Here is a 23,260-nt window from a genome sequence, read left to right on the forward strand (position 1 = left end):
TTGATGAAAATAGCCATTATTGGGAGCGGGGGGCGTGAGCATGCGATTTTAAAAAAAATTGCCTCTAAGGATCGCCAAATCTTTATGATCCCGGGCAATGCAGGCATGCAAGCTCCATGCGTGCCTCTGAGTGTAGGCGATCAACAAGGCATTTTAGAGTTTGCCCAAAAAGAGCGACTAGATTTCATTATTGTCGCCCCGGATAACCCATTGGTGGAGGGATTGGTGGATGTGCTAGAGGGGGCGGGCTTTGCTTGCTTTGGACCTAGAAAACAAGCCGCACGCTTAGAGGGCAGTAAGATTTTTGCCAAGGAGTTCATGCAGCGGCACAACATCCCCACTGCCCCCTACCAAGCTTTTGACAATTTCAAAGAGGCTCAAGCCTTTTTAGAGAGAACGCATTTCCCCCTAGTCATTAAAGCCGATGGGTTAGCTTTTGGCAAGGGGGTTATGGTGGTTAAGAGTGTTTTAGAGGGAGTCCAAGCCCTAGAGCAGATGATGGTGCATAAAATCTTTGGGAGCAGTGGGGAAAGGGTGATCATTGAAGAGTTTTTAGAGGGGGTGGAGGCTTCTATTCTTGCCTTTTGTGATAGCCATAGCTTAAAGCTAATGCCCTCTAGCATGGATTACAAGCGGGCATTAGAGGGCAACAAGGGCTTAAACACGGGCGGGATGGGTTGCATTGCCCCCAACCCGCATTTCACCCCCCAAATTGCCAAAGAATGCCAAGAGAAAATTTTTGCCCCCACCCTAAAGGGTTTGCAAGTGGAGGGGCTGGATTTTAGAGGCTGTCTTTACTTTGGATTGATTTTAACCCCCCAAGGGGTCAGGGTTTTAGAATATAATTGCCGTTTTGGTGACCCAGAAGCCCAAACTCTCTTGCCCCTACTCCAAAGCGATTTGCTCCAAGTGATGCAGGCTTGCTCTAGGGGGGAATTAGAAAAACAAGAAGTCATCTTTAGCCCGCTGGCCTCTTGTTGTGTCGTACTCGCCTCTCGAGGGTATCCCCAAGAGTTTAGAACAGGGCACGCCCTCACCTACCCGCCCCATTTGGATATTTGTTTTGCAGGGGTCAGAAACACCCAAGAGGGGCTAGTCAATGCTAGTGGGCGGGTTTTAAGCATCACTAGCATAGCCCCTAGCTTAGAGCAAGCCCGCACCCTAAGTTATGAACGCATCGCCCAAATCCAGCTAGACAATGGCTATTACCGCCCCGATATTGGGAAAAACCTATGATCATCTATGTACAAAAAAAACCTGATTTTGATTTTCTAGCCCAAGAGTTGTTAGCCAAACTCCAAACCCTCTTAGTCCCCCATTTAGAACAAATCCGCTTGATTAACGCCTACTTGGTTGAAAATGTGTCTGCTGAGGATTTAGAACGCGCGCGGGGCATTGTTTTTTTAGAAGCCCAAGTGGATGAATATTTGCCCGAGCTGGATTTGAACGATTGTGCGGGGTATTTTGCCCTCCAAACTCTAAAGGGGCAACTCTGCCCTAGAAGTGAGGCAGCGCAACTAGCCTTGCAGGTGTTAAATCCCAGTGCACCCACACCTCTAGTTGAGCATGCCAGTATTTACAAACTCTATGGGAATCTCAGTACCGAGGATATAAAATCCATCTGCACCTACTTAACCAACCCCCTAGAAAACCACGAAATCCCCCTACCCCTTAGCCAAGCTCAAGCAAGCATGCCCACCAGCCCCAAACTAGAACTAGCAAATTTTGCCAACCTGTCAGATTTTAGCCATTTTATCAGACAGCACCAACTTTGCCTCAGTCCAGAGGATTTAAAAATCATCCAAGAGCAACTCCCCAACCTCAATCTCTTAGAACTCAAAATTTTAGACACTTATTGGTCTGATCACTGCCGCCACAGCACTTTTTTAACCAAACTAGAGGTGCATCTAGATCACCCCATAGCCCAAGAGATCTATGATCAATACCTCCAAGTGCGCCAAGAACTCGGGCATAACAAACCCATTAGCTTGATGGATTTATCCACCATCATGGCCAAATACCTAAGCGCACAAAACAAACTCCCCCAACTGGTGCAAAGTAGCGAAAATAATGCCTGCACTTTATCTATCAAGGTGCAGACCCCCCAAGGAGCTAAACCCTATTATCTCTTTTTTAAAAACGAAACCCACAACCACCCAACTGAGATCGAGCCTTACGGAGGGGCTTCTACTTGTGTGGGTGGGGCAATCCGCGATGTGCTTTCCGCCCGGGGTTATGTCTATGCGGCTTTACGCATTTCAGGCTGTGGCGATCCTTTAGAACCCATTGGCAAAACCCGAGCAGGCAAACTCCCACAAATTAAAATCGCTAAGCAAGCCACGCAGGGCTTTAGTAGCTATGGTAATCAAATTGGCGTGGCTACTGGGCTTGTCCAAGAGGTCTATCATAGAGGCTATAAAGCCAAACATTTAGAATTAGGCGCGGTGCTAGGGGCTGCCCCTCAAGAATGCGTGCAGAGTTTAGAGCCTGCTGTGGGCGATCTGATTGTATTACTAGGTGGGCGCACGGGGCGGGATGGCTTGGGGGGGGCTAGTGGGTCTTCTCAAGCCCACCAGATTCAATCTTTGGAGCTTTGCGGGGCGCAGGTACAAAAGGGCGATGCCTTGCAAGAGCGCAAATTGCAACGACTCTTTGCCAACCCGCATTTTACTAAGCTCATCAAGCGTTGTAACGACTTGGGGGCGGGCGGGGTGAGTGTAGCCATCCCGGAGTTAGCCAGCATGGGCGTGATCGTGCAACTAGATAAAATGCCCATAAAATATGCAGGTTTGAGCGCGTTCGATCTAGCCCTAAGCGAGTCTCAAGAGCGCATGGCAATTCTTATTGACCCCAAAGACTTAGACATGATCAACAAACTTTGTGAGAGTGAGGGGGTATTAAGCGCATGCGTGGGGCAGACAACGCCAAGCGGGTATTTTGAACTTTTTTATCACCAAAAACGCCTAGCACATATCCCCATAACACTTTTGCAAAGCGGGGGTGCACCCAGATTAGCCCATGCGCACATCAGCCAGAGTGCACACCTGCCTAAATGCGTCCATTCTTTTACCCTCAGTTTTGAAGCTCTCGCTTTGGGTTTGAATACTTGTTCTCAAAAAGGACTGGTGAGCCAATTTGACTCCACCATTGGGAGTAACACAATTTTTATGCCCTTAGGGGGGGCTTACCAAAGCACGCCCATCCAAGTGATGGCACACACAATCCCCTTTGAGCAAACCCATACTTGTTCGCTAGTGGCTTTTGGTTTTGATCCGCATGCATGCGCGCAAGAGCCCATCAAGGGGGGGTATTTTGCCGTGGTTACAAGTGTGTGTAAGCTGATAGCTTGTGGGGCGCAATTCAAAGATATTTATTTGAGTTTTCAAGAATACTTTGAATGTTTGGACAGCCCATCTAAATGGGGAAAGGCTTTAGGCACGTTGCTAGGCGCATTTTTAGCCCAAAAAAGACTGGGCATTGCCTGCATTGGGGGTAAGGATTCGATGAGTGGGAGTTTTGAGGATTTAAGCGTACCCCCCACTTTTATTAGTTTTGCCTTCTGTGCCCAAGAAAACCAACGCCTGATTAGCCCCGAATTCAAGGGTGCAAACCATTATCTCTATCTTTTGACCCCACCCCTAGATTTGCATGGTCTCCCCTATGATTTTGCAGAACTCTTCACTTATTTACACGCCCTGATCGTCCAAGAGGTGATCCTCTCCGCTTCTGCTTTGGGGCGCAAAGGCGCAGCGCAGGCGATTTTGCAGATGTGTTTGGGGAATAAAATTGGGGTTGAATTAGAAGAAGTGCCCCTAGATTTGCTCTTTGATCCGTGTTTTGGGGGCTTTGTGGTGGAATGCACACAAAAGTTGGATCGGGGGATTCTCTTGGGACACACCACAGCTAAAGCCCATATCAAACGCGTGTCTGCATGTTTGCCATTAAGCACCCTGCTAGAACTACTAGAACAACCTCTAGAACAACTTTACCCCACAAAAGCCCCCAAGGCTTTAGACCTACACACGCCTGCTAAGATTTTCTGCGATTTACCTAAAAGCCACACCAAGATCGCCAAACCGCGTGTACTCATCCCTGTTTTTGCAGGCACTAATTGTGAGATAGACACCCAAAAAGCCTTTGAGAGGGCGGGGGCTTTGGTGCGCTCTCTTGTCATCAATACTCTAACTCCTGAGTCTAGCACCGGATCAATACTAGCCATGCGCCAAGCTCTTAGAGAGTCCCAAATTTTATTTTTAGCTGGGGGCTTTTCGGGAGGCGATGAACCCGATGGGGCGGCTAAGATGATCAAAGCGTTTTTTTCCAACCCCAGCTTACAAGAGGCGATTTTAGCCCTTTTAAAACATCAAGACGGCCTCATTGGGGGGATTTGCAATGGGTTTCAGGCTTTGCTCAAAACCGGTCTCTTGCCCTTTGGGCGGTCTGTCCCTTCACAAGAAAATCACCCGACCTTACTGCCTAATTCTCTCCTACGCCACCAAAGCCAAATTGCCTATATCAAGGTGCGCTCAAATCGTTCGCCATGGCTGGCACGCACGCAAGTGGGGGAGATTTACGCTGTGCCCATCTCGCATGGGGAGGGACGTTTTTTTGCCCCACCTGCCATGCTTGGCGATCTAGCCCAAGGCGATCAAATTGCCACCCAGTATGTGGATTTGCAAGGCAATATTGCCCTAGAGACTCCCTTTAATCCTAATGGCTCACTCTGTGGCATTGAGGGGATCACCTCGGCTTGTGGGCGTATTTTTGGCAAAATGGGGCATACTGAGCGTTTTAAACCCGGTCTTTATCAAAATGTCCCGGGTCAGTTTGCCATGCCCATTTTTCAAGGTGCGGTGGATTATTACGCTTAAAGCTACTTGATAATTTGGGAGATGGTCTTAAACTGCGGGTGGGTGTAGGTTTGCATGCATTCAAAAGCGACAATTTCAGTCGATAAAATCCGCACCCCCAAGTGCCTTAACTCCTCTAGGGCTAGAGTTTTATTTTGCAAATCCCTAGAACTGGTGCAATCAGCTAACAAAGTTACCTCAAAGCCATGTTTTAAAAAATCTTTAGCACTCTGATAGACACAAACATGGGCTTCAATCCCCAAAAGGATGAGGGGGGATTTGTGGGTTGCGCTAAAAACGGGATAGGCACTAAAACTTTCTTTGTTCCAAGCCTCTTGAGCAAAATATTCCTTGATGGGGGCTAGAGTGGGGCCTAATTTTGCCGGGTTTTGCTCGGTGGCATAGATGGGGAGCTCTAAAGTGCGTGCAATTTTTAAAAACCGGGTGCAATTTTCTAGCAATAGATCTTTATTGGCCATCACGGAGAATAATCTTTCTTGAATATCAATCACCAACACACAAGACATGGAGGTCCTTTCTTTTTGCTATCTTAGCGTATATACTTAAAATTACATGTTATTTTGGCAGAATGGGTCTTATCCTATGGGGCTATTTTAAGCATGCCCCATTGATCACCTCAATAATAAAGCGTGTGGCCTCCAAGCTTTGGGTAGGGCTGATGGGCAGGCTCAAAATTTCTTGGCTAAAGCGTTGCGTGTTAGGTAGGTCTATGTGGCTGTATGTGCTTAAGAGTGGTTGTAAGTGGCAGGGGATGGGGTAGTGGATACTGGTTTCTATGGAATGCTTGGCTAAGTATTTTTGGAGCCGGTCTCTAGCGTGTGTGCGGATCACAAAGAGATGGAAAACATGTTCGTCAAAATTTCTAATCGGGGGCAAAACAATATGGGGGTTTGTAATGCCCTCCAAATAGAGTTGCGCCACCGCACGCCGTTTAGCATTGTCGCAATCTAAATGGGGTAGCTTGGCGTGTAAAAAGCTGGCTTGCAAACTATCCAAGCGTGAGTTAAAGCCCGCATAAAGCGCGTGATCTCTGCGTGGTGCACCATCATTGCCCAAAATACGCACCATTTCGATGACTTGTGGATCAGAGCTCAACACACAACCCCCATCGCCCAATGCGCCTAAATTTTTACTGGGATAAAAACTAAAGGCACTAGCATGCCCTAAGGAGCCTACCTTTTGACCCTCAAAGAGCGCACCATGCGCTTGGGCGGCATCTTCAAGTAACAAAAGTTGGTGTTTTTGCGCAACCGCTTGCAAGGCGCGCATATTAGCACTCTGCCCGTATAAATGCACCACTAGAATCGCTTTGCTTTGGGGCGTGATGGCAGATTCTACCAGTTTGGGGTCGAGCAAATAATCCATCCCCACATCGACAAATTGGGGGATCAAATCATTATGCAGAATGGCTAAAATGGTGGCAATAAAAGTAAAAGAGGGTACGAGAACACCCGCCCCCTTAGGGAGTGCCCCTAAGATTTGATAAGCCCTTAACATCAAGGTGAGCGCATCCAGTCCGCTATTCACACCGATTCCATAATCGCTTTGGCAATAATGGCTAAAGGCATGTAGAAAATCGGCACTAATGGGGGCATTGATGAAACTAGAATCGTCTAAATGATGGTCTAAAATCTGTTTAAAGCGTTCCTTGTAGGGCGCATGGAGAGTGTTTAAGTCTAAAAAAGGGTATTGGTAGGGCATGCACAACCTTAAGACATAATAATTTATAATGATACACCATCTTTGTAGGAAAGCCATGCGCATTTTTGTGATTCATCTCTCTAAACAGACTTGTTTAAAATATGGGCTTCGAGAGCGCAACGCCGAGCCCTTGTTAGAAAGTCTACAAAACCCTAAACACCCAGTAGAGGTCTTTGATGCGATCTATGCAAAAATCTCTAAGGGCTTACACCCTTTAGTACAACAACATGCCCACCCCTATTTTGTGCATACAAGCGTGCGACAAGATTTGGTGGGTAGAGTTTGTGGGGGGGGGGGGGGGGGTGAGCGCATGTTTTTATGCTTTAAAATATGAGGCGCGTGTTTTGAGTGCGGGCGAGTTGGGGGCATATGCGAGTCATTACTCTTTATGGCAAAAATGTATCCAGCTAGATGAGCCCATCGTGATCTTAGAAGATGATATTTATCTAGAACCTTACTTTTTTGAGAGTCTGGACTTTTTGCAAGAACATATAGCTAAAATAGGTTATATACGCTTGTCGCATAACACACACCACAAAATTTGCAAGAGGCCTACAAAATTTCCCCATATATTTGAAGTCGTCCAATTCACGCTAGGCATTGGGACGATGGGCTATTGCCTCACACCCAAAGTAGCGCACAAGTTTATCCAAGCGAGTCAAAAGTGGGTCATGCCCGTGGATTGGGTGATGGATAACCACTGCTTACATGGGGTTAGAAACTTGGTATTTGAGCCCTTTATTATTGGTGAAAATGAGCAAGCCATGCAATCTAGTATTGATAGACCGCCTTCAACCCAAAAGGTCTCCCCTCTTGTGTGGCTGTGTAACAAAATAGCCCATTTTCGCTTTGAACTCTATTTTTGGTCGTATGCTAAAATGAGGGTGAGCTAATGCTTAGCCATCTCCAAGATGCGCTTTTAAAATGGTATCCCTTGCATGGACGCATAGACATGCCCATCCGCCATTTGAGTGGGGAAAATGCGCCCTATGAGATTTATATTTCTGAGATCATGTCTGCCCAAACCCAAATTAATGTGGTGTTAGACAAGTTTTACTATCCCTTTTTACAAGCCTTCCCCACGCTCAAAGACTTAGCCCAAGCCCCTTTAGAACAAGTTTTGATTTTATGGAAAGGGCTTGGTTACTACGCTCGGGCTAAGAATTTACACAAAGCCGCTCAAATTTGCATGGCCCAACATGGCGGGTATTTGCCAAGAAGTTACCAAGCCCTACTAGCACTGCCCGGCATTGGGGCTTATAGTGCGGGTGCGATCTTGTGCTTTGGCTTTAAAGAGGCGGTGGGTGTGGTGGATGCCAATGTATCCCGTGTGCTCTTGCGGCTATTTGGGATGGATATTTCTAGCAAAACTTTAAAAACAGACTTGCAAAACCAAGCCAATGCCTTTGTGAATGTGGCTAACCCCTTTGATCACAACCAAGCCCTCATTGACTTAGGCGCGCTCATCTGCACGCCCAAAAATCCCCAGTGCCATCTTTGCCCCCTACGCTTTGCTTGTCAAGGTCAAAACGACACAGAACGCTTTAGCCTGCTGAAAAAAACCCCCAGTATCGCGCTCACCCAACATTATGGCGTGTGTGTGGATCAAGGTGGGTTGTATTTGTCCTTGCCCCAAAAGGGCTTGTATGCTGGGCTTTACCAATTCCCACTCTTAAAAGAACAGGAGCTTGTGAGTCTGCCCTTTATAGGGACCATCAAGCATAGCTACACCAAATACCGCCTACAAATCAAACTTTACCAAGCCAACTTGCACGATTTGGTGCCCACCAATCTTAAAAAGATGCCTTTAAGCCAGCTTGATCAAATCCCTACCAGCTCCATGACCGCTAAAATTTGGCATCTTTGCCAAAAAAGAAGAATATTATCCTAAAACCTTGACAAGTTTATTGAAATCATTATATAATCGGGTTTTGTTGATCCAGATTAGCTCAGCGGTAGAGTAGGCGGCTGTTAACCGCTTGGTCGTAGGTTCGAATCCTACATCTGGAGCCATTTTTAGGTTTCCCTTTATCCCCTTAGTTTGAGCGTTTTCTCCTTGCTGATTTACTTTTCTGTGTTAGTTTTGCCGATATAAGAGGGCGCAGTGTGGATAAGTTGGAACACTATTGGCTTACCTTGCTGTGTCCTAATTTAAAAGAAGGAGTTTTCATGGTTTTGAGTAAAAAATTGGGGGGCTTGGCTCTCTCTAGTTTGATGGCACTTGGTTTAGCTTCGTTTGCACAAGCAGATGAAAAAAATGGCTTTTTTATGGGGCTTGGTTACCAACAAGGTAAGATCGGGGGTGGTGCTTACCACACTGCTTTGACCAAGGGTACCCCCGTCTATGGTATGGATATCCAACTAGGGGGCGTGGGCTTTGCTAATAAATGGTTTGGCGGGCAGGTTTATGGGTTCTTTGATTGGAACAATAGCCATATCATGGGATCCAATGATCGCGACAAGTGGAATGTCTATACCTATGGTGGCGCAGCCGATGCGATCGTGAATCTAGTCGCCACTAATCCCTTTGCCTTTGGTCTAGTAGGCGGTATCCAGTTAGCGGGCAACAGTTGGAATTTTAACACCTTCTCGCACACTGCGTTCCAATTCCTCTTCAATGTGGGTGGCCGTATCCGCATGGGTACACACTCTGCTCTCCAAGCAGGGATCAAGTTCCCCATGATTCCCCAAAAGCTCACACCTGAAATCAAAGACATGCGCCGTTATGTGTGGTATGTCAATTATGTCTTCACTTTCTAGGCTGACCTAGAGATTCTAGGAGGGGGTTTAAGCGGGGCTTTTTAAGCGTTCTTGCAAATTTTCCAATAAGCTTTGCAACACTTCCGAGTCGTCTTTGCTAGGAGCTAGAATTGTGTATTGTTGGTTGCCCTTAAAAATGGTTGTGCGTTGGGCGTATTGGGAGATTTTGTGGATACCCAACAAGTTAGCCAAAATTTTAACACGGATGATCTGCAAAAATTGCGCACTCATAGGATCAAGCGGACCAAAGCGATCCACGATCTCCTCTTGGATGGCGCGCACACTGGATAAGTCGCTACACAAGGACAGCCGGCGGTAAAGTTCCAAACGCAAACTATCATTTTCAATCAAATCTGCGCTCAAATACCCACTCACCGCTAATTTCAAATCCACACTTTTTAACTCCACTCTCTCTCCGCTCTTTTCCCTGATGGCCTGTTCTAGCATTTTGCTATACAGACCATACCCGATATTTTGGATATGCCCGCTCTGATCTTGGCCTAAAAAATTCCCACTCCCCCGAATTTCTAAATCATGCAAAGCTAGACTCGCGCCCGCCCCCAAATCGCTATTTTTTTCAAGCGCAACTAAGCGTTTGAGGGCATCTAGGCTTAAATCCTTTTTGTTTTCCACCAAGCAATAACAAAAGCCCTCTTTGTGGCTTCTGCCTATACGCCCCCTAAGCTGGTGCAAATCGGCTAAACCAAAGCGATCGGCACGATCAATGATGATCGTATTGGCATTGGGGAGATGCAATCCCGATTCCACGATCGAAGTGCAGACTAAAATATCTAATTGCCCTTGCTCAAAGGCTTGCATAATATCCTGACTCTGTTGTAAGGGGGTTTTGGCATGCAGGGTTTCAATCTGCAAATGGGGTAAGAGATCAACAAGAGTTTTTTTAGCTTGGGGCATGCTCTCAATATGGTTGTGGATATAAAAGACCTGCCCGCCCCGTCTGCGTTCCCTTAAAATGATCTCTTTGAGCAAACTGGGGGTTTTTTCTTTCACAAACGTGCGGCTAGGGACTTTATAGCTAGGCGGAGTGGCTAAAAAACTCATGCCCTTGATGTGGGAGAGTGCCATGCTAAGGGTTCTTGGGATGGGAGTTGCAGACATGCTCAAACAATGCACGCTTTGGGCTAAAAGCTTGATGGTCTCTTTTTGCTTGACTCCAAATTTATGTTCTTCATCCACCACCACCAGCCCCAAGTTAGCAAACTCTGCCCCCAAGAGGGCATGCGTGCCAACCACCACATCTAAACTACCCTGCTTTAAGCCCTCTAGGATGTGTTTTTTTTCCGTGGGCTTGCTAGAACGATCAAGCCTGGCTACCCGCATGCCAAAGGGTTCTAAGCGGGTTTTGAGGCTATTAAAATGTTGGTTGGCTAAAAGCGTGGTGGGCACAAAAAATGCACTTTGCTTATCGGCTAAAAAAAGCGCATAGATGGCGTGCATAGCAACCTCTGTCTTGCCAAAGCCCACATCTCCACTTAAAAGCCGATCCATCACTTTCCCACTAGCCAGATCTTGTAAAATCTCGGTGATGCTACGCTCTTGATCAGCAGTGAGGGCAAACCCACTAGCGCGTTTGAAACGCTCTAGAGCATGCGTGGGGGGCGCGATAACCTGCCCAGCGATTAAATTACGCGTGGCTGCTAGATTAATAATATCTGTTGCCATGTCTAGTAATTTGGCTTTGAGTTTGGCTTTGAGTTTGGCAAAACTGCCCTTGCCTAGACGATCTAAAGTTGGGCTACCCGGGGCGATGTAGCGATCCAAGAGGTGCAAATTTTCCACTGGGAGCAAGAGGCGATCGTGGTTGCCATACTCTAGGGCTAAAAAGTCGCGTACGCTCCCTAGCACGCTATTTTGCACCAAGCCTTGAAATTTGCCCACACCATAATCTTCATGCACGACATAATCGCCCAAGCTAAGTTCATCTAGGATCAATTTGGAACGCCCACGCACCCGTTGCTTAATATAGCCATGCAAGGATAAAAAAATCTGTGTGGGGGTGGCAAAATGCAAGACACAATCTGAAATAACCACATCAAGTGCCATTTTAGGCAAGGGGGGGACAAGGCTTTTGTCTTTGGCTAGCAAGGTGATTTTGCGGTGCTGGTTGAGTTCTAAAAAACCATGGAGTTTGTCTAAATCCACTTGGATATCTTGGCATTTAGGGGGCGTAGCCAACACAGGCAAATTTAAAGCACGCTCCAAACTCTTTAAAGACTCCAAGCTGGAGAGTTCGCGCGCCTCCTCTAGAGCTTTGGGTGTGAGGGTGGCACTATATGTACTTAAAAAATCCACCCCTAAGTCGCCCAGCACCCAAAAGCCCAAAGAGGCGATATCTGGGATCAAGGCATCGCTTTTTAATGCCTCTAGGCGTGCTTGCATTTGCACCATCTGTTGCTTGGTGAGGCTAAAAAGAGCGGGGGTGATTTCTATGCTCTCGATGAGTTCAGGCTGGCTAAGTTGGGTGCGTGGATCAAAGCGTTTAATATCCTCGCAAGCATCGCCTAAAAAGCCCAAACGATAGGGTAACTCTTGTCCGGGGATAAAAATATCCACAATGTCGCCTCTAAAGCTAGCTTCCCCGGGCAATTCCACCACTTCTACAAATTCGTAACCATAATGGATCAAATCCTCTTTGAGGACGCTCAGATCATAGCTCTCTAAACACTCTAGGCGAAAGCTTTGGAGCAAGCAAGATTGGGGCAAGGGGTGCAATAACGCGCTTAAAGGAGCAACCAATAAGCAATCTTGCCCGCGCTCTTTAGCTTGATAAAACAAGCGCAACTGGGTTAAAAGTTCTTGAATCTCCGTGCTAAAAGCGCGCATGTCATCCAAATAGCGGGCGCGCAAATCAGGCAGGGTAAAGGCTAAAGAATGATCCCTAAAAAAGTGCCATACCTGCAACGCCTCCCTAGCCTCTAGGCTATCTTGCACGATTAAAATTTGGCTAGAAAAGGCATGTTGGAGGGCGGCATAAAAACTAGCTTGGATCATTGGCTTTATCTTTGGGGGCTAAAATGGGGGTTTCTGGACTTTTATCTTGCAATAAATTAGAGGACATCTCACCCTTGGGGCGGCTTTCCCCCGATAAAATACCCTTGCGCTCAATCACCAGCTCCGCGCTTACAATCTTGCCATCCACATATCCAAAGGGCATGATTTCAATCAAATCGGCTTGGGCATTGCCCATAAACTTCCCGCTCACCACCAAACGCGCTGCCACCAAGTCGCCCACCACCACGCCATTTTTGCCAATCACCACTGTGCTAGAGGAGTGAATCGTGCCCTCCAGCATGCCATCGACATGCAAGTGGCAATCAATATCGACCTCTCCTTTTACTTTGGTACCTTGGGCGACGATGGTAACCGATCCATTAGCAGGTTGTTTATAATCGTTAGTAAAGATGGCCATGCGATATTCCTTTCTTGCGTAAAAATGAAGTCAAAATTCTTCATGTTCCATTTGATAAAAAACATGGGATTAATAGGCTTGTCCATGAAACGCACCTCATAATGCAAGTGGGGTCCGGTGCTCATGCCACTACTCCCACTATAACCGATGAGTTGCCCTTTTTTCACAAATTCCCCATTCTCGACCACAATTTTACTCAAGTGGGCATAATAAGTCTTGAAACCAAAGGGGTGGAAGAGTTTAACAAGCCGCCCATACCCGCCATTCCACCCGTTATTGGCTAACCCCACCACCCCATTAGCAGTGGCATAAACGGGTGTCCCAACGGGCGTGCTCAAATCCACACCGGTATGCTGGTGCATGGTGTGCAAAATCGGGTGGAAGCGTTTATAAAACCCGTCGGAGACACGTACATATGAAACCAGCGGGGAGTCATTGGGGATAAAACGCATGATGAAGGTTTTTTGTGCACCGGTGATGCTGGCGACATCCAAACGCGCGCTCAAAGGGGCATCGTCCTGCTGATCCTCCACACTCTCAATACCCACCAAATCTTCTAAATCATTAATGCGATCGCCCGCCAACATCATCTCTTCGATATAGCCCTGCACTTTTTGGTGTAAGCGTGAATTGGTTTGGGTGCTCTTTTGGTATTCAGCTTTGAGGGTTTTGGTCTGATCTTTGGTGGCTTTGATTTCGTGGTTGAAGGTATAGAGCGCGCTACCCAAAAAGATCAATACGCCCAAAATGAATAATAAAAAATAGTAAGCCAGTTGTTTATAGATAATGGGGACATTGATAAATTTACTCCCATCGGGGTGGGTGATCATCAAAATCAGCCGTCTATTGAGCCACATTCAAAACGCTCCCCTTAGATTTTTGCGTGAGCTGATCGGCATTTTGGTAGCCCTGTATTTGCGCCATGTCGCTGATACTATAAAAGAGATTCTTCCAATTCACTTGCGAATCTTCCTTGAAAATAGATTCAAAGTGCACCAAATCCCAATTCAAATACCGGGGCATATCCACAATCTGCCCCAAAAAGCGGATTTCATAGTGTAATTGTGCGCGCTTCAAACCCCCGCTATTCCCGCTATAACCCAAGAGTTCGCCCTTTTGCACAAAGGCGTGCCTTTTAACCACAATTTGACTCAAATGCGCATAAATGGAGCTAAACCCAAAGGCGTGATCCAAACGCACTACATTTCCATAACCTTGGTGTCTGTTTAAAAAGATCACATCCACAATCCCGCTGGCGGTGGCATAAACGGGGGTATCAAGGGGCGCGCTAAAATCATAGCCTTCATAGTTCCCATTTTTCTTTTTAGCCGTAGGGGCTTTAGAAGTGTAGGATTTTAAAGGCTCGCCATTGGGGATTAGGGCTAGGGCTAGGGTTTTGTTGGCTAAAGAGAGTTTGTTTAAATCCACCCCGCTATAAGCATCTGCCCCATCGCTCTTTTTGACCTCTAAGATTTTCTTTAATTCCCTAATCCGGTGGGTGATGATGGCGATTTCTTGGGTTTTTTGGGCAATCTCTTTTTTGAGGCTGTTATTTTTATGGTAGAGGCTTTGGTAATCCGATTCCACGATGTGCTTTTCCAAATTCAAATGCCCGATTTTTTGCACCAAATAGCTTAAAAACCAGCCCCCAGCCACCATGCCCGCTACAACAAACAGCGCGCTCAAGAATAAATGCCGTTTGATTTTTTTGGAGAGTCTGAGCTGTTTAGAGCCATTCTCATCAATGATGGTTAAAACTAATTTGTCATGCATGCATGTGCCTATAAGATTGTATAAATCCTCCCACCACACTAAAAGAACCCGTTACCAACCAAAGCGTATTGGGTTTGGGTTTAAAATGCTCCCAGCTAAAGATACTAAAAGTTACTTTTAAGTCTTGTAAAATGCGTTCTAAGTCCTCTTGGGGGATGATTTGGGGATCATCGATCTGAAAAATAAACACATGGCTTATCAAGGGTTTTAAACAAGCAAGCACGCCCCGCACATCTTTTCTAGCATAGCTATTATATACCAAGTTGGCTTTGGCTCCTTTGAGAGCTTGGGCTAAGACCTGTGCACCACTGACATTGTGGGCACTATCGGCAATTAAATTAGGTGCTATGCGTTCAAAACGCCCCCCTAAATTCAAAGGAGGAAAAGAATCAAGGTTATAGGCAATCCCCAAAACTTCTAGGGTACTCAGGGCACTTTGGAGATTTTGGGCTAAAAAGGGCGGGTAGTGATGTTTATAGGCATAATCACAAACTAGCTTGGAGGGTGGGGGGGCTAGGGTTAGGGGCAAATGGGCTTGGCTTGCCATTTCCTTAGCTAGTTGGAGCACTAAATCCTCTTGGGGGGCACAAATGATCGGGGTGTGGGGCTCTAGGCTTTGCATCGCTTTTAACTTGGTGGTGGCAATGGCTTGAAGAGTAGTGCCCAGTCTGTCGGTGTGATCAAAACTAATGGGTGTGAAGACAATAGCACAACGCTTATCTAAACGCGTGGTGCTATCAAACTCCCCACCTAGGCCTGCCTCTAGCACCAAATAATCACAATCTCTAGCCAAGACAACCGCTAAAAGCGTGGCGTATTCAAAATAGCTAATTTGGGGCTCTAGGGACAAACTTTGCAAAAACTGGTGGGCATCTTCTAGCTCATGGGCTGTAATCACCGCCCCTTGTTTGTAAAAACGCTCGGCAAAATCACACAAATGGGGCGAGCTAAAATGCAAGACCTTAAAACCTGCATGTTCTAGGCCCAAAGTTAAAAACCGCCCCGTGCTGCCTTTGCCATTTGTGCCGATGATTTGGATTTTGGGTACGCAATCCTCAAAGTGCGCCCTAAATTGCGCATAAATACGCTTAAAACGCGTTGGGTCAAAGTGGGCTAGTTCATGCGCACGGGTGTTTAAAAAAGCCTGTAGAGTCATTTGACCTTGCCCTCATAGGCGATTTGGGAAACAAATTGCGTCATGGTTTGATCTAAGGCTTGGGAGATCGCATACAAGCGGTTATTATAGGTGATCAACGGGTTTTGCAAGGAGACGGCATAGTTGTAATACCCGCTGAACTCAAAACTCTTGGTCGTGCCCATTTTGTTATCATAAGTGTAGGTAACATAGACGGTTACGCGGTAAAAGGTGGTGAAACCCTCTTGGTTTTGGCTAATGGAAGTGTCTAGCACCTTATTCATCTCAATGGTGATGATCGAATCGGCTTGTTTTTCGCTGGTGAGAGTGTTTTGGAAGCGTTGGACCACGACACGATTGATCATGTCTTTAAATTCCACCGAGTTTTTGGGGTTGGGCATATTCACCACCAAGCGCACATAAACCCCCTTACCCAAGACTTTATCCGCAAAGTTCGCAATGGGTTTATAACCACAGCCACCCAAACCCAAGAGCCATAAAACAAGCAAGACCCGCAAAGATCACTTCACCACAAAATTCACTAACTTTTGGGGCACGACAATTTCTTTGACAATTTCTTTGGACTCCAACCATTTTTGCACGCTAGCTCTAGCCTCTTGTAAAAGGGTGGCGTTATCCAAGTCCTTAGCCACCACAATCTCCGCGCGCCTTTTGCCATCCACGCTCACGGCCATGCTGATTTGTTCTTGTTCTAATGCGCTTGAATCGACACTCAAAGGCTTAAAATTGCGCCGTTCAAAAAGGCGTTTTGCAATCTCAGAACACACATGGGGGATGATGGGTTCTAAGATGTGGGTTAGAATATAGTAACCCTCTGTCCATAGTTCCGTGTTGGTGGTTTTTTCTAGGGCGTTGAGGGCTTCCATGCAAGTGGCAATCAAGGTATTAAAGGGGTAATGGGGCTGATCCTTTTCAAAGATGGCATGGCATTTTTGCAAAGCCACATGGATTTTTTGGCGGGCTTGTTTTTCCGCATCGTTTAAATTTTGTGGGGTGGGGCATTCTTGGCTAGGCTTAGCTAGAAAAGATTTTTCATAAAAGCGTTTGATAAAACGCGCTGCCCCCTCTAGAGCTTTGTCATTCCACTCTAGTTCTTTATTGGGCGGGGCGACAAAGTGGATATATAATCGTGCAATGTCTGCGCCGTATTTTTCTAAAATCTCCCTGGGGGTCACAATATTGCCCTTAGATTTGCTCATTTTCGCCCCACTTTTAAGCACCATGCCCTGCGTGGTTAGCGCACTGAAGGGCTCATTAATCTGAAGATAGCCCAAATCTCTCAAGGCTTTAGTAAAAAAGCGCGCATAGAGCAGGTGCAAAATCGCATGCTCGATCCCGCCGATGTATTCATCAACCGCCATCCAATAGGCCAGTTCTGGGGTATCAAAGGCTTGTTTATCCCAAAGTTCTTTGGGCGTGGTGTAGCGCAAAAAATACCAACTGGATTGGAAAAAGGTATCCATTGTATCACATTCCCGCACAGCTTCCTGCCCACACTCGGGGCACAAACAATCTTTAAAGGTCGGGTGTTTTTCTAAAGGGTTACCCTCCCCATCAATGCGCACATCCTCAGGGAGCAAAATGGGGAGATTTTGGGCTTTTTCACACACCAGCCCACAACTAGGGCAATGCACCATCGGGATGAGTGCACCCCAGTAGCGTTGGCGTGAAATGCCCCAATCTTGTAAGCGGTAATTGATCACCAAATGCCCCAATTTGCGTTCTTCAAACAAAACACTTAATTTTTCTTTGGCTTGCGCGGTGCTTAGACCACTATATTCTTGGCAATCTTGCAAGATACCCTCTATGCAGGGGACCTCTTGGTTAGCAATAATGGCTTTGATGGGGATATTAAGGAGTTTAGCAAAATCATAATCTCTAGGATCGCATCCGGGCACGCCCATTAACGCCCCGCTTCCATAGCCCTCTAATACAAAGTTAGCCACATAGATCGGGATTAACTCTTTTGTGAGCGGGTGGATTGCCTCTAGGGGCAAGGCCACGCCCCGTTTTTCCAGCGATCGGGTGCGCATGTTGGTGTTTTGGATGTCTAAAATCTCTTGTTGGCTAGCTGGATTGAGGACATTTTGATCTAAGAGGGCTTTAACAATGGGGTGGGTGGGGGCTAGAGCGATGAAGGTTACGCCAAAAATGGTGTCTATGCGGGTGGTGAAAACCTCAATGCCTGTTGCGCCACTGAGTTGCACGCTCTGGGGGGTGAGCTCAAAGCTAAAAGCCATGCCTATGGACTTGCCAATCCAATTTTCTTGCATGCGCAACACTTGGGGGGGCCAATGCCCTTTTAATACCTCCAAGCCCTCTAAGAGTTCCTCGGCATACTGGGTAATTTTGAGGTAGTATTGGGGCATTTCTTTTTGCTCGACCACACAATCACAACGCCAACATTTCCCATCGACCACTTGTTCGTTAGCCAAGACCGTTTTATCATTAGGGCACCAATTCAGCCACGCCTTTTTTTGGTAAATCAGCCCCTTTTGATACATCTGCAAGAAAAATTCTTGTTCAATTTTGGTGTAATGTGGATCGCAGGTGGCAAATTCCCTCTCTTTAGAAAAAGAAAAGCCTAAAGCTGAAAACTCCTCCTGCATTTTTAGCATATTGTCATAGGTCCAGCTCTTGGGATGGACTTTGTGCTTGATGGCGGCATTTTCAGCAGGCATGCCAAAGGCATCAAAGCCCATCGGATGCAAGACATTATAGCCCATTTGGCGGTAATAGCGCGCTAGAGCGTCCCCGATGGCGTAATTGCGCACATGCCCCATATGCACCTCCCCACTAGGATAGGGCAACATGCTCAAAATGTATTTCTTGGGCTGACTAAAATTGCGACTAGGTTCAAAGGCTTTTGTCTGCGCCCACACTTTTTGCCATTTTTTTTCAATTTCTTTGGGGTCATAATGTTTCATTTAGTATTCCGTATCTGTATTTTTGGTGCTATCAATGATAAGCAAGATCAAGCAAAAAACATTGCTAATCAGTGCGCCAATCACCAGCACATAGGGAAAGATGCTATTATTTAAAATCTGCAAGAATACAAAAGCAGGCAAGAGGTGCAAGAGCGCAACCAAAGAGCCTCCCATCAGTTCAGAGGCAAATTGTTTTTGCACACCAATTTTAAGCGTGGTGGTGATAAGGTTAATGGCCATGGCTGTAAATAAGATCACAACATTAGGCTCGTATAAAAAACCCGCCAAAGAAGTGGTGCTCAACAAACTAAAGATCGTAAAGATTACCCGACCCCAATCCATGCCAATCCTTATATTACGATTTTAAAGCCGCCCATGTTCATATTGACGGCGCAAACGCTCCTTTTCTTGTTTGCGCTTGATCTTTTTTAATTCATTGTCATGGTAGCGTCCCAAATCAAAACCCAGTAACACCGCAATTCTAGGGGCTAGAAAGATCGAGCTATAAGTGCCCACAATCGTGCCCACCAGCATGGGCAAAGAAAAACCCACGAGGATTTTAGAGCCAAAAATATAGAGCACTAAGAGCACCAAAAACACGGTCAGCGAGGTAAAAAGCGTGCGCGTGAGCGTGCTTGAAATGGCCTCATTGATCACAGCATTGAGATCACTAGAACGCCTAGCCAACATGCCCTCACGAATGCGATCAAAAATGATGATGGTGTCATTGATGGAGTAGCCAATGAGGGTCAAAAGCGCGGCAATCACCTCTAAATTCAGATCGATGTTAAAAACAATCACGCTAGTTGCGGTAATCAAGGTATCATGGACTAAAGCCAACACCCCAGCCAAAGCAAAACGCCACTCATAGCGGAAACTCACATAGATCATCATTGCCACGATCGCCAAGACCAAGGAGAGTATTCCTTTTTCCCGCAATTCGTCGCCCACTTTGGGGCCCACGCTATCCAGCTTGCGAATCTCAAATTTGCCTAAGGGAGTTAAAATTTGGCTAATCTGTTCGCCTAAATCCTTAGCGTGGTTGGTGCTTAATAAAGGGATTTTGATCACCACCTCGCTAGAAGAGCCAAACTCGCTCACCTGCACGCCACTAAAGCCCGCTTGTACAAAAGCCTTGCGGATAGATTCTAAAGGGGCTTGCTGGCTAAAGCGCACCTGTGCCACGCTCCCCCCAGCAAAATCTACCCCTAGATTAAAACCTTTAAAAAAGATCAGAGCCAAGCAAATTACCAGCACAGCAAGAGAAACCCCCAAACCCCACTTAGAATACTCCATAAAATTTAAAATACGCGCGCGCTTAAAAAGTTCCATGCAAAGCCTTTTTGGAGTGCTTGGGAGAAGTTTGCACTCCAAACCAAAAATACAGATTTTTCTTGCGGGAGAGCTTGGGCAAAATGGCTTGGTAAAAGCCCTGCGTGCCCACAATGGCAGTCAAGATCGAGGCTAAAATCCCAATCCCGGTTGTGAGCGCAAAGCCCTTAATGGGTCCTGTGCCATAGGCATAGAGCAAAAAAGAGGCGATCAAAGAGGTGAGGTTAGAGTCAAAAATCGCCCTAGAGGCGTTTAGATAACCTGAATACAGAGCTTGGGCGACACTTTCATTAGCCCGCAACCCTTCGCGGATTCGCTCATTAATGATGATATTAGCATCCACTGCCATCCCCACGGTGAGCACAATGCCTGCCATACCCGGCAAAGTCAAGGTTGCCCCAAAGAGTGCCATCACGGCGATAATCAAGAACAAATTCACAATCAAGGCCACGCTGGCTATCACGCCCGCCATCGCATAATACACAATCATAAAAGCCATGACCATCACAAAGCCCCCAATGAGTGCCACAATGGAGGTTTTAATGCTATCAGCCCCCAGACTGGGCCCAATAATGCGCTTTTCTAACACCACGATGGGCGCGCTTAAAACCCCGCTTCTAAGTGCAATGGCCAAATCGCTGGCTTGCTCCACGCTGAAACTCCCGCTAATCTGCCCGCTCCCCCCGCCAATGCGTTCGCGAATGTAGGGGGCTGAATAGACCTTATTATCCAGCACGACTGCCATGCGCTTACCCACATTAGCCCCAGAAAAATCCCCAAAAATATGTGCCCCTTGGGCATTCAGCGTGAAACTCACCACGGGTTGATTATTTTGGTCATAGACTACTTGCGCATCGGTGAGCATCTCCCCATCCAGGATTGGTACCGCCTTTAAGAGCAACTTGCCCGCTCTGTTATCCGCATAGGACAACACCACATCACCTAATTTTTGAATCTCCTCCTCGCTCAATTCATGCACATACGGGTCTTTTTCCTCATCAACTGCCATCATCTGCAAATGTGCGGATTTGGTGATGAGCCCCTTAGCCCGTTGTTCCTCTTGGATCGTTTTAATCCCGGGTAATTGCACCAAAATCGCATCTTTGCCTTGCTGGAGAACGGTGGGCTCAGCTAGCCCGAATTGATCCAAGCGGTTTCTAATGGTGCTGATCACCTGGGCGATTGTCTGTTGGTGGAACTCTTGAATTTTGGGGAAATCTAGACCTAAGGTGTAATGATCCTGCTCGATAGAAACCTGCACGCCATCTTTACGCAAACCCTCCAAGATTTGGTTGAGGGCTTTGACATCGTCTTTATCAGGCAGGTCAAATTCGACACCCTGCAAGGAAGAGCGCAAGTTTTGCACCAATAAGTTACCCTTTTTAAAGGCATAGTCCAAAGAGGCTGCCATAGAGCTGTATTTATTTTTCAAGGCTTCCTCTAATTGCACACCTAATAGTAAGCTCAACCCCCCCCTTAAATCCAAACCCAAAGTAATCTTGGGACCCTTAGTTTGCAACAAACTGGGTAGAGAAAACCCCACCCCCACCACTAGGGCGATCAAAAAGGCTAACAAACGCGTGTTTAAAACCCGTCTCAAAGGCTAGTTCTCTTTTTGTAAAGATACCTTAGAATCGCCCGACTCTTTTTCCAAATCCTCTAATTTGTAGGCCACATGGTTTTTGGCTAACCTAACCTCTGTATTGTCGTTGATTTTGACCTTAAAAAAGGTGTTTTCAGGCTTGATCACTTCACAGATCAACCCCCCTTGGCTGACGATTTTATCGCCCTTTTGCAAGTTATCTAACATCTCTTTATGCTTTTTAGCCTGCACCCTTTGGGGGCGGATAATCAAAAAAGTAAAAAATCAAAAAAAGCACCAATAAGGGCAACAAAGAGGTTAAGAGCTCCTTAGTCTGACTCATCGCAATCCTTTATTTTAAAACCTAGCATTATAGCCATTTTTCTTAATTTTTGGCTTTAGACCTTGGGCTTGGAAAACATACCCAATACAAAGAGATAGAGCGTGCCTAAGACCCCGGAGATGATCGAGCCTAGTAAAATAGCGATTTTAGAAACCTCCATGCTTTCTTGGCTATTAAAAGCCAAATTAGAGATAAACATAGACATTGTGAAACCAATACCAGCCAACATACCCGCACCCAAAATTTGCCCCCAGCCCACCCCCTCGGGGCGTTTAGCAATGTGGAGTTTTTCAGCTAAAAATGTGATCCCCAAAATCCCCACAGGCTTACCAACCACCAAGCCCAACACCACACCCCATAAGATTTCATCAACCCCAAAGTGCATTTCTTTACCCACATGCACCCCAGCATTGGCCAAAGCAAACAAGGGCATAATAAAGTAAGCCCCGTAAGGGTGCAAGAAGTGCTCTAGCTTTTCTAGGGGGCTTTGTAGGCTCTTAGTGGTGCTTTGCAAGGCGTAGAGAATGTCGCGTTGATTTTGTTCTAAGGGCTTGTTGGCGTGGTAGGTGTGTGGATCAAAGGTTTGTTTAAAATTATCCACGAGTTGGGAAAATCCATATACTAGTTTTTTATCTTGGGGGACTTTAATGGGAATTGTAAAAGCTAGGGCGACCGCAGCGATAGTGGCATGCACCCCGCTACTATGTGTAGTTAGCCAAAGAATTGCTCCTAAGAGTAAATAGGGCCACAGGCTACGCACCCCTATTTTATTGAGTAATGCCAACACCAGTAGGATAATCCCCGAGCCTACCAACCAGCCCACTTGTAAATTGGTGCTATAAAAAATGGCGATCACCACTATTGCCCCCAAGTCATCGGCTACCGCCAGAGTAACTAAAAAAACCTTTAGCGATGTGGGGACTCTCTTGCCTAAAATCAAAATCACCCCCAAAGCAAAGGCAATATCAGTTGCCATGGGAATCCCAAAACCATGCGCGCTATTGGTGCCCGCATTCAGGCTATAATAGATGATCCCGGGGGCTAGCATGCCCCCTAGGGCGGCAATCACGGGGAAGGCAGCCTTTTGAAACCCGCATAATTCCCCGTACAAAACTTCCCGCTTGATCTCCAAGCCCACCATCAAAAAGAAAAATGCCATCAGCACATCATCAATCCACTGGTGTAAGGAAAACCCAATAAAGGTTTTGCCAAACTGGAAGCCTACCTGGGTGTGCCACAGCTCAAAATAATAGGTGGATAAAAAAGAATTGGCATAGATCATCGCCCACACGGCACTAACAAATAAAAAAATCCCACCAAAGGATTCGCTTTTAATAAAATCTAAAAATATATTCCTCTTGACTACCGAATCTGGCATGGCAATC

The 23,260-nt window shown here is 46.4% G+C and carries 19 protein-coding genes, 1 tRNA gene and 1 pseudogene; 7 read left to right on the forward strand and 14 right to left on the reverse strand.

What is annotated here, in order from left to right:
* Nucleotides 1–3: 3 nt before the first annotated feature.
* Together purD and EAO36_RS00130 are read left to right on the forward strand one after the other, a co-directional pair.
* Entirely contained in the window at nt 4–1,236 is a 1,233-nt protein-coding gene (purD, locus tag EAO36_RS00125; RefSeq protein ID WP_120955490.1) for a phosphoribosylamine--glycine ligase, read from the forward strand.
* Nucleotides 1,233–4,871, forward strand: a complete 3,639-nt coding sequence (locus EAO36_RS00130) for a phosphoribosylformylglycinamidine synthase (protein WP_120955493.1) — start codon at nt 1,233–1,235, stop codon at nt 4,869–4,871. The genes purD and EAO36_RS00130 overlap by 4 nt, the downstream gene beginning before the upstream one ends.
* Before the next feature lie 2 nt (nt 4,872–4,873).
* Here EAO36_RS00130 and EAO36_RS00135 read toward each other — a convergent pair whose 3' ends face one another.
* Together EAO36_RS00135 and EAO36_RS00140 are read right to left on the reverse strand one after the other, a co-directional pair.
* A complete protein-coding gene (locus tag EAO36_RS00135) occupies nt 4,874–5,377 on the reverse strand; it encodes an isochorismatase family protein (protein WP_120955495.1) in 504 nt (167 codons plus the stop codon).
* An 82-nt stretch (nt 5,378–5,459) separates the two neighbouring features.
* Nucleotides 5,460–6,572, reverse strand: a complete 1,113-nt coding sequence (locus tag EAO36_RS00140) for a DegT/DnrJ/EryC1/StrS family aminotransferase (RefSeq protein ID WP_120947853.1) — start codon at nt 6,570–6,572, stop codon at nt 5,460–5,462.
* A gap of 55 nt (nt 6,573–6,627) precedes the next feature.
* Between EAO36_RS00140 and EAO36_RS00145 the strand changes: the two genes are divergently transcribed.
* The 5 genes from EAO36_RS00145 (at nt 6,628) to EAO36_RS00165 (ending at nt 9,332) form a co-directional block, all read left to right on the forward strand.
* Entirely contained in the window at nt 6,628–6,906 is a 279-nt protein-coding gene (locus EAO36_RS00145; protein WP_120955497.1) for a lipopolysaccharide biosynthesis protein, read from the forward strand.
* Nucleotides 6,875–7,465 (forward strand): glycosyltransferase family 25 protein, encoded by a 591-nt coding sequence (locus tag EAO36_RS00150; protein WP_162983234.1) that lies wholly within the window; start codon nt 6,875–6,877, stop codon nt 7,463–7,465. The genes EAO36_RS00145 and EAO36_RS00150 overlap by 32 nt, the downstream gene beginning before the upstream one ends.
* Nucleotides 7,465–8,463 carry an A/G-specific adenine glycosylase gene (locus tag EAO36_RS00155; protein WP_185962977.1) on the forward strand — a complete coding sequence of 333 codons (999 nt, stop codon included), beginning with the start codon at nt 7,465–7,467 and terminating at the stop codon, nt 8,461–8,463. The genes EAO36_RS00150 and EAO36_RS00155 overlap by 1 nt, the downstream gene beginning before the upstream one ends.
* Nucleotides 8,464–8,510: 47 nt before the next feature.
* A tRNA-Asn gene (locus EAO36_RS00160) sits at nt 8,511–8,585 on the forward strand.
* A 156-nt stretch (nt 8,586–8,741) separates the two neighbouring features.
* On the forward strand, nt 8,742–9,332 hold the full coding sequence (locus tag EAO36_RS00165) for an outer membrane beta-barrel protein (protein ID WP_120955500.1): 591 nt from the start codon (nt 8,742–8,744) through the stop codon (nt 9,330–9,332).
* Nucleotides 9,333–9,359: 27 nt separating this feature from the next.
* On the opposite strand, the gene mfd is transcribed toward EAO36_RS00165, so the two are convergent.
* From mfd to nhaA, 12 genes and pseudogenes are all read right to left on the reverse strand, one after another.
* A complete protein-coding gene (mfd, locus tag EAO36_RS00170) occupies nt 9,360–12,344 on the reverse strand; it encodes a transcription-repair coupling factor (protein WP_205586146.1) in 2,985 nt (994 codons plus the stop codon).
* Nucleotides 12,331–12,762, reverse strand: coding sequence for a bactofilin family protein (locus EAO36_RS00175; protein WP_120947856.1), 432 nt, complete (start codon nt 12,760–12,762; stop codon nt 12,331–12,333). The genes mfd and EAO36_RS00175 overlap by 14 nt, the downstream gene beginning before the upstream one ends.
* A complete protein-coding gene (locus tag EAO36_RS00180) occupies nt 12,687–13,619 on the reverse strand; it encodes a M23 family metallopeptidase (protein ID WP_120947857.1) in 933 nt (310 codons plus the stop codon). The genes EAO36_RS00175 and EAO36_RS00180 overlap by 76 nt, the downstream gene beginning before the upstream one ends.
* Nucleotides 13,606–14,535 carry a M23 family metallopeptidase gene (locus EAO36_RS00185; protein WP_120947858.1) on the reverse strand — a complete coding sequence of 310 codons (930 nt, stop codon included), beginning with the start codon at nt 14,533–14,535 and terminating at the stop codon, nt 13,606–13,608. Before EAO36_RS00185 ends, EAO36_RS00180 begins: the two co-directional genes overlap by 14 nt.
* Complete coding sequence (locus EAO36_RS00190; RefSeq protein WP_120947859.1) at nt 14,528–15,691, reverse strand: Mur ligase family protein; 1,164 nt, start codon at nt 15,689–15,691, stop codon at nt 14,528–14,530. The genes EAO36_RS00185 and EAO36_RS00190 overlap by 8 nt, the downstream gene beginning before the upstream one ends.
* Nucleotides 15,688–16,188 (reverse strand): LPS assembly lipoprotein LptE, encoded by a 501-nt coding sequence (lptE, locus tag EAO36_RS00195; protein WP_120947860.1) that lies wholly within the window; start codon nt 16,186–16,188, stop codon nt 15,688–15,690. Before lptE ends, EAO36_RS00190 begins: the two co-directional genes overlap by 4 nt.
* 3 nt (nt 16,189–16,191) lie before the next feature.
* Nucleotides 16,192–18,618 (reverse strand): leucine--tRNA ligase, encoded by a 2,427-nt coding sequence (gene leuS / locus EAO36_RS00200; RefSeq protein ID WP_120955502.1) that lies wholly within the window; start codon nt 18,616–18,618, stop codon nt 16,192–16,194.
* The gene (locus tag EAO36_RS00205; protein WP_120947862.1) at nt 18,619–18,960 is read right to left on the reverse strand and encodes a DUF6394 family protein; all 342 of its coding nucleotides are present in this window, start codon (nt 18,958–18,960) and stop codon (nt 18,619–18,621) included.
* A gap of 21 nt (nt 18,961–18,981) precedes the next feature.
* Nucleotides 18,982–19,950, reverse strand: coding sequence for a protein translocase subunit SecF (gene secF / locus EAO36_RS00210; RefSeq protein ID WP_120947863.1), 969 nt, complete (start codon nt 19,948–19,950; stop codon nt 18,982–18,984).
* The gene (secD, locus tag EAO36_RS00215) at nt 19,937–21,550 is read right to left on the reverse strand and encodes a protein translocase subunit SecD (RefSeq protein ID WP_162983235.1); all 1,614 of its coding nucleotides are present in this window, start codon (nt 21,548–21,550) and stop codon (nt 19,937–19,939) included. Before secD ends, secF begins: the two co-directional genes overlap by 14 nt.
* Before the next feature lie 3 nt (nt 21,551–21,553).
* Nucleotides 21,554–21,875, reverse strand: a pseudogene (gene yajC, locus EAO36_RS08555) (preprotein translocase subunit YajC).
* Between the two features lie 55 nt (nt 21,876–21,930).
* On the reverse strand, nt 21,931–23,253 hold the full coding sequence (gene nhaA, locus EAO36_RS00225) for a sodium/proton antiporter NhaA (protein WP_120955506.1): 1,323 nt from the start codon (nt 23,251–23,253) through the stop codon (nt 21,931–21,933).
* Between the last annotated feature and the right edge of the window lie 7 nt (nt 23,254–23,260).

The sequence above is a fragment of the Helicobacter mehlei genome (assembly GCF_003660265.1).
GTDB lineage: Bacteria > Campylobacterota > Campylobacteria > Campylobacterales > Helicobacteraceae > Helicobacter > Helicobacter mehlei.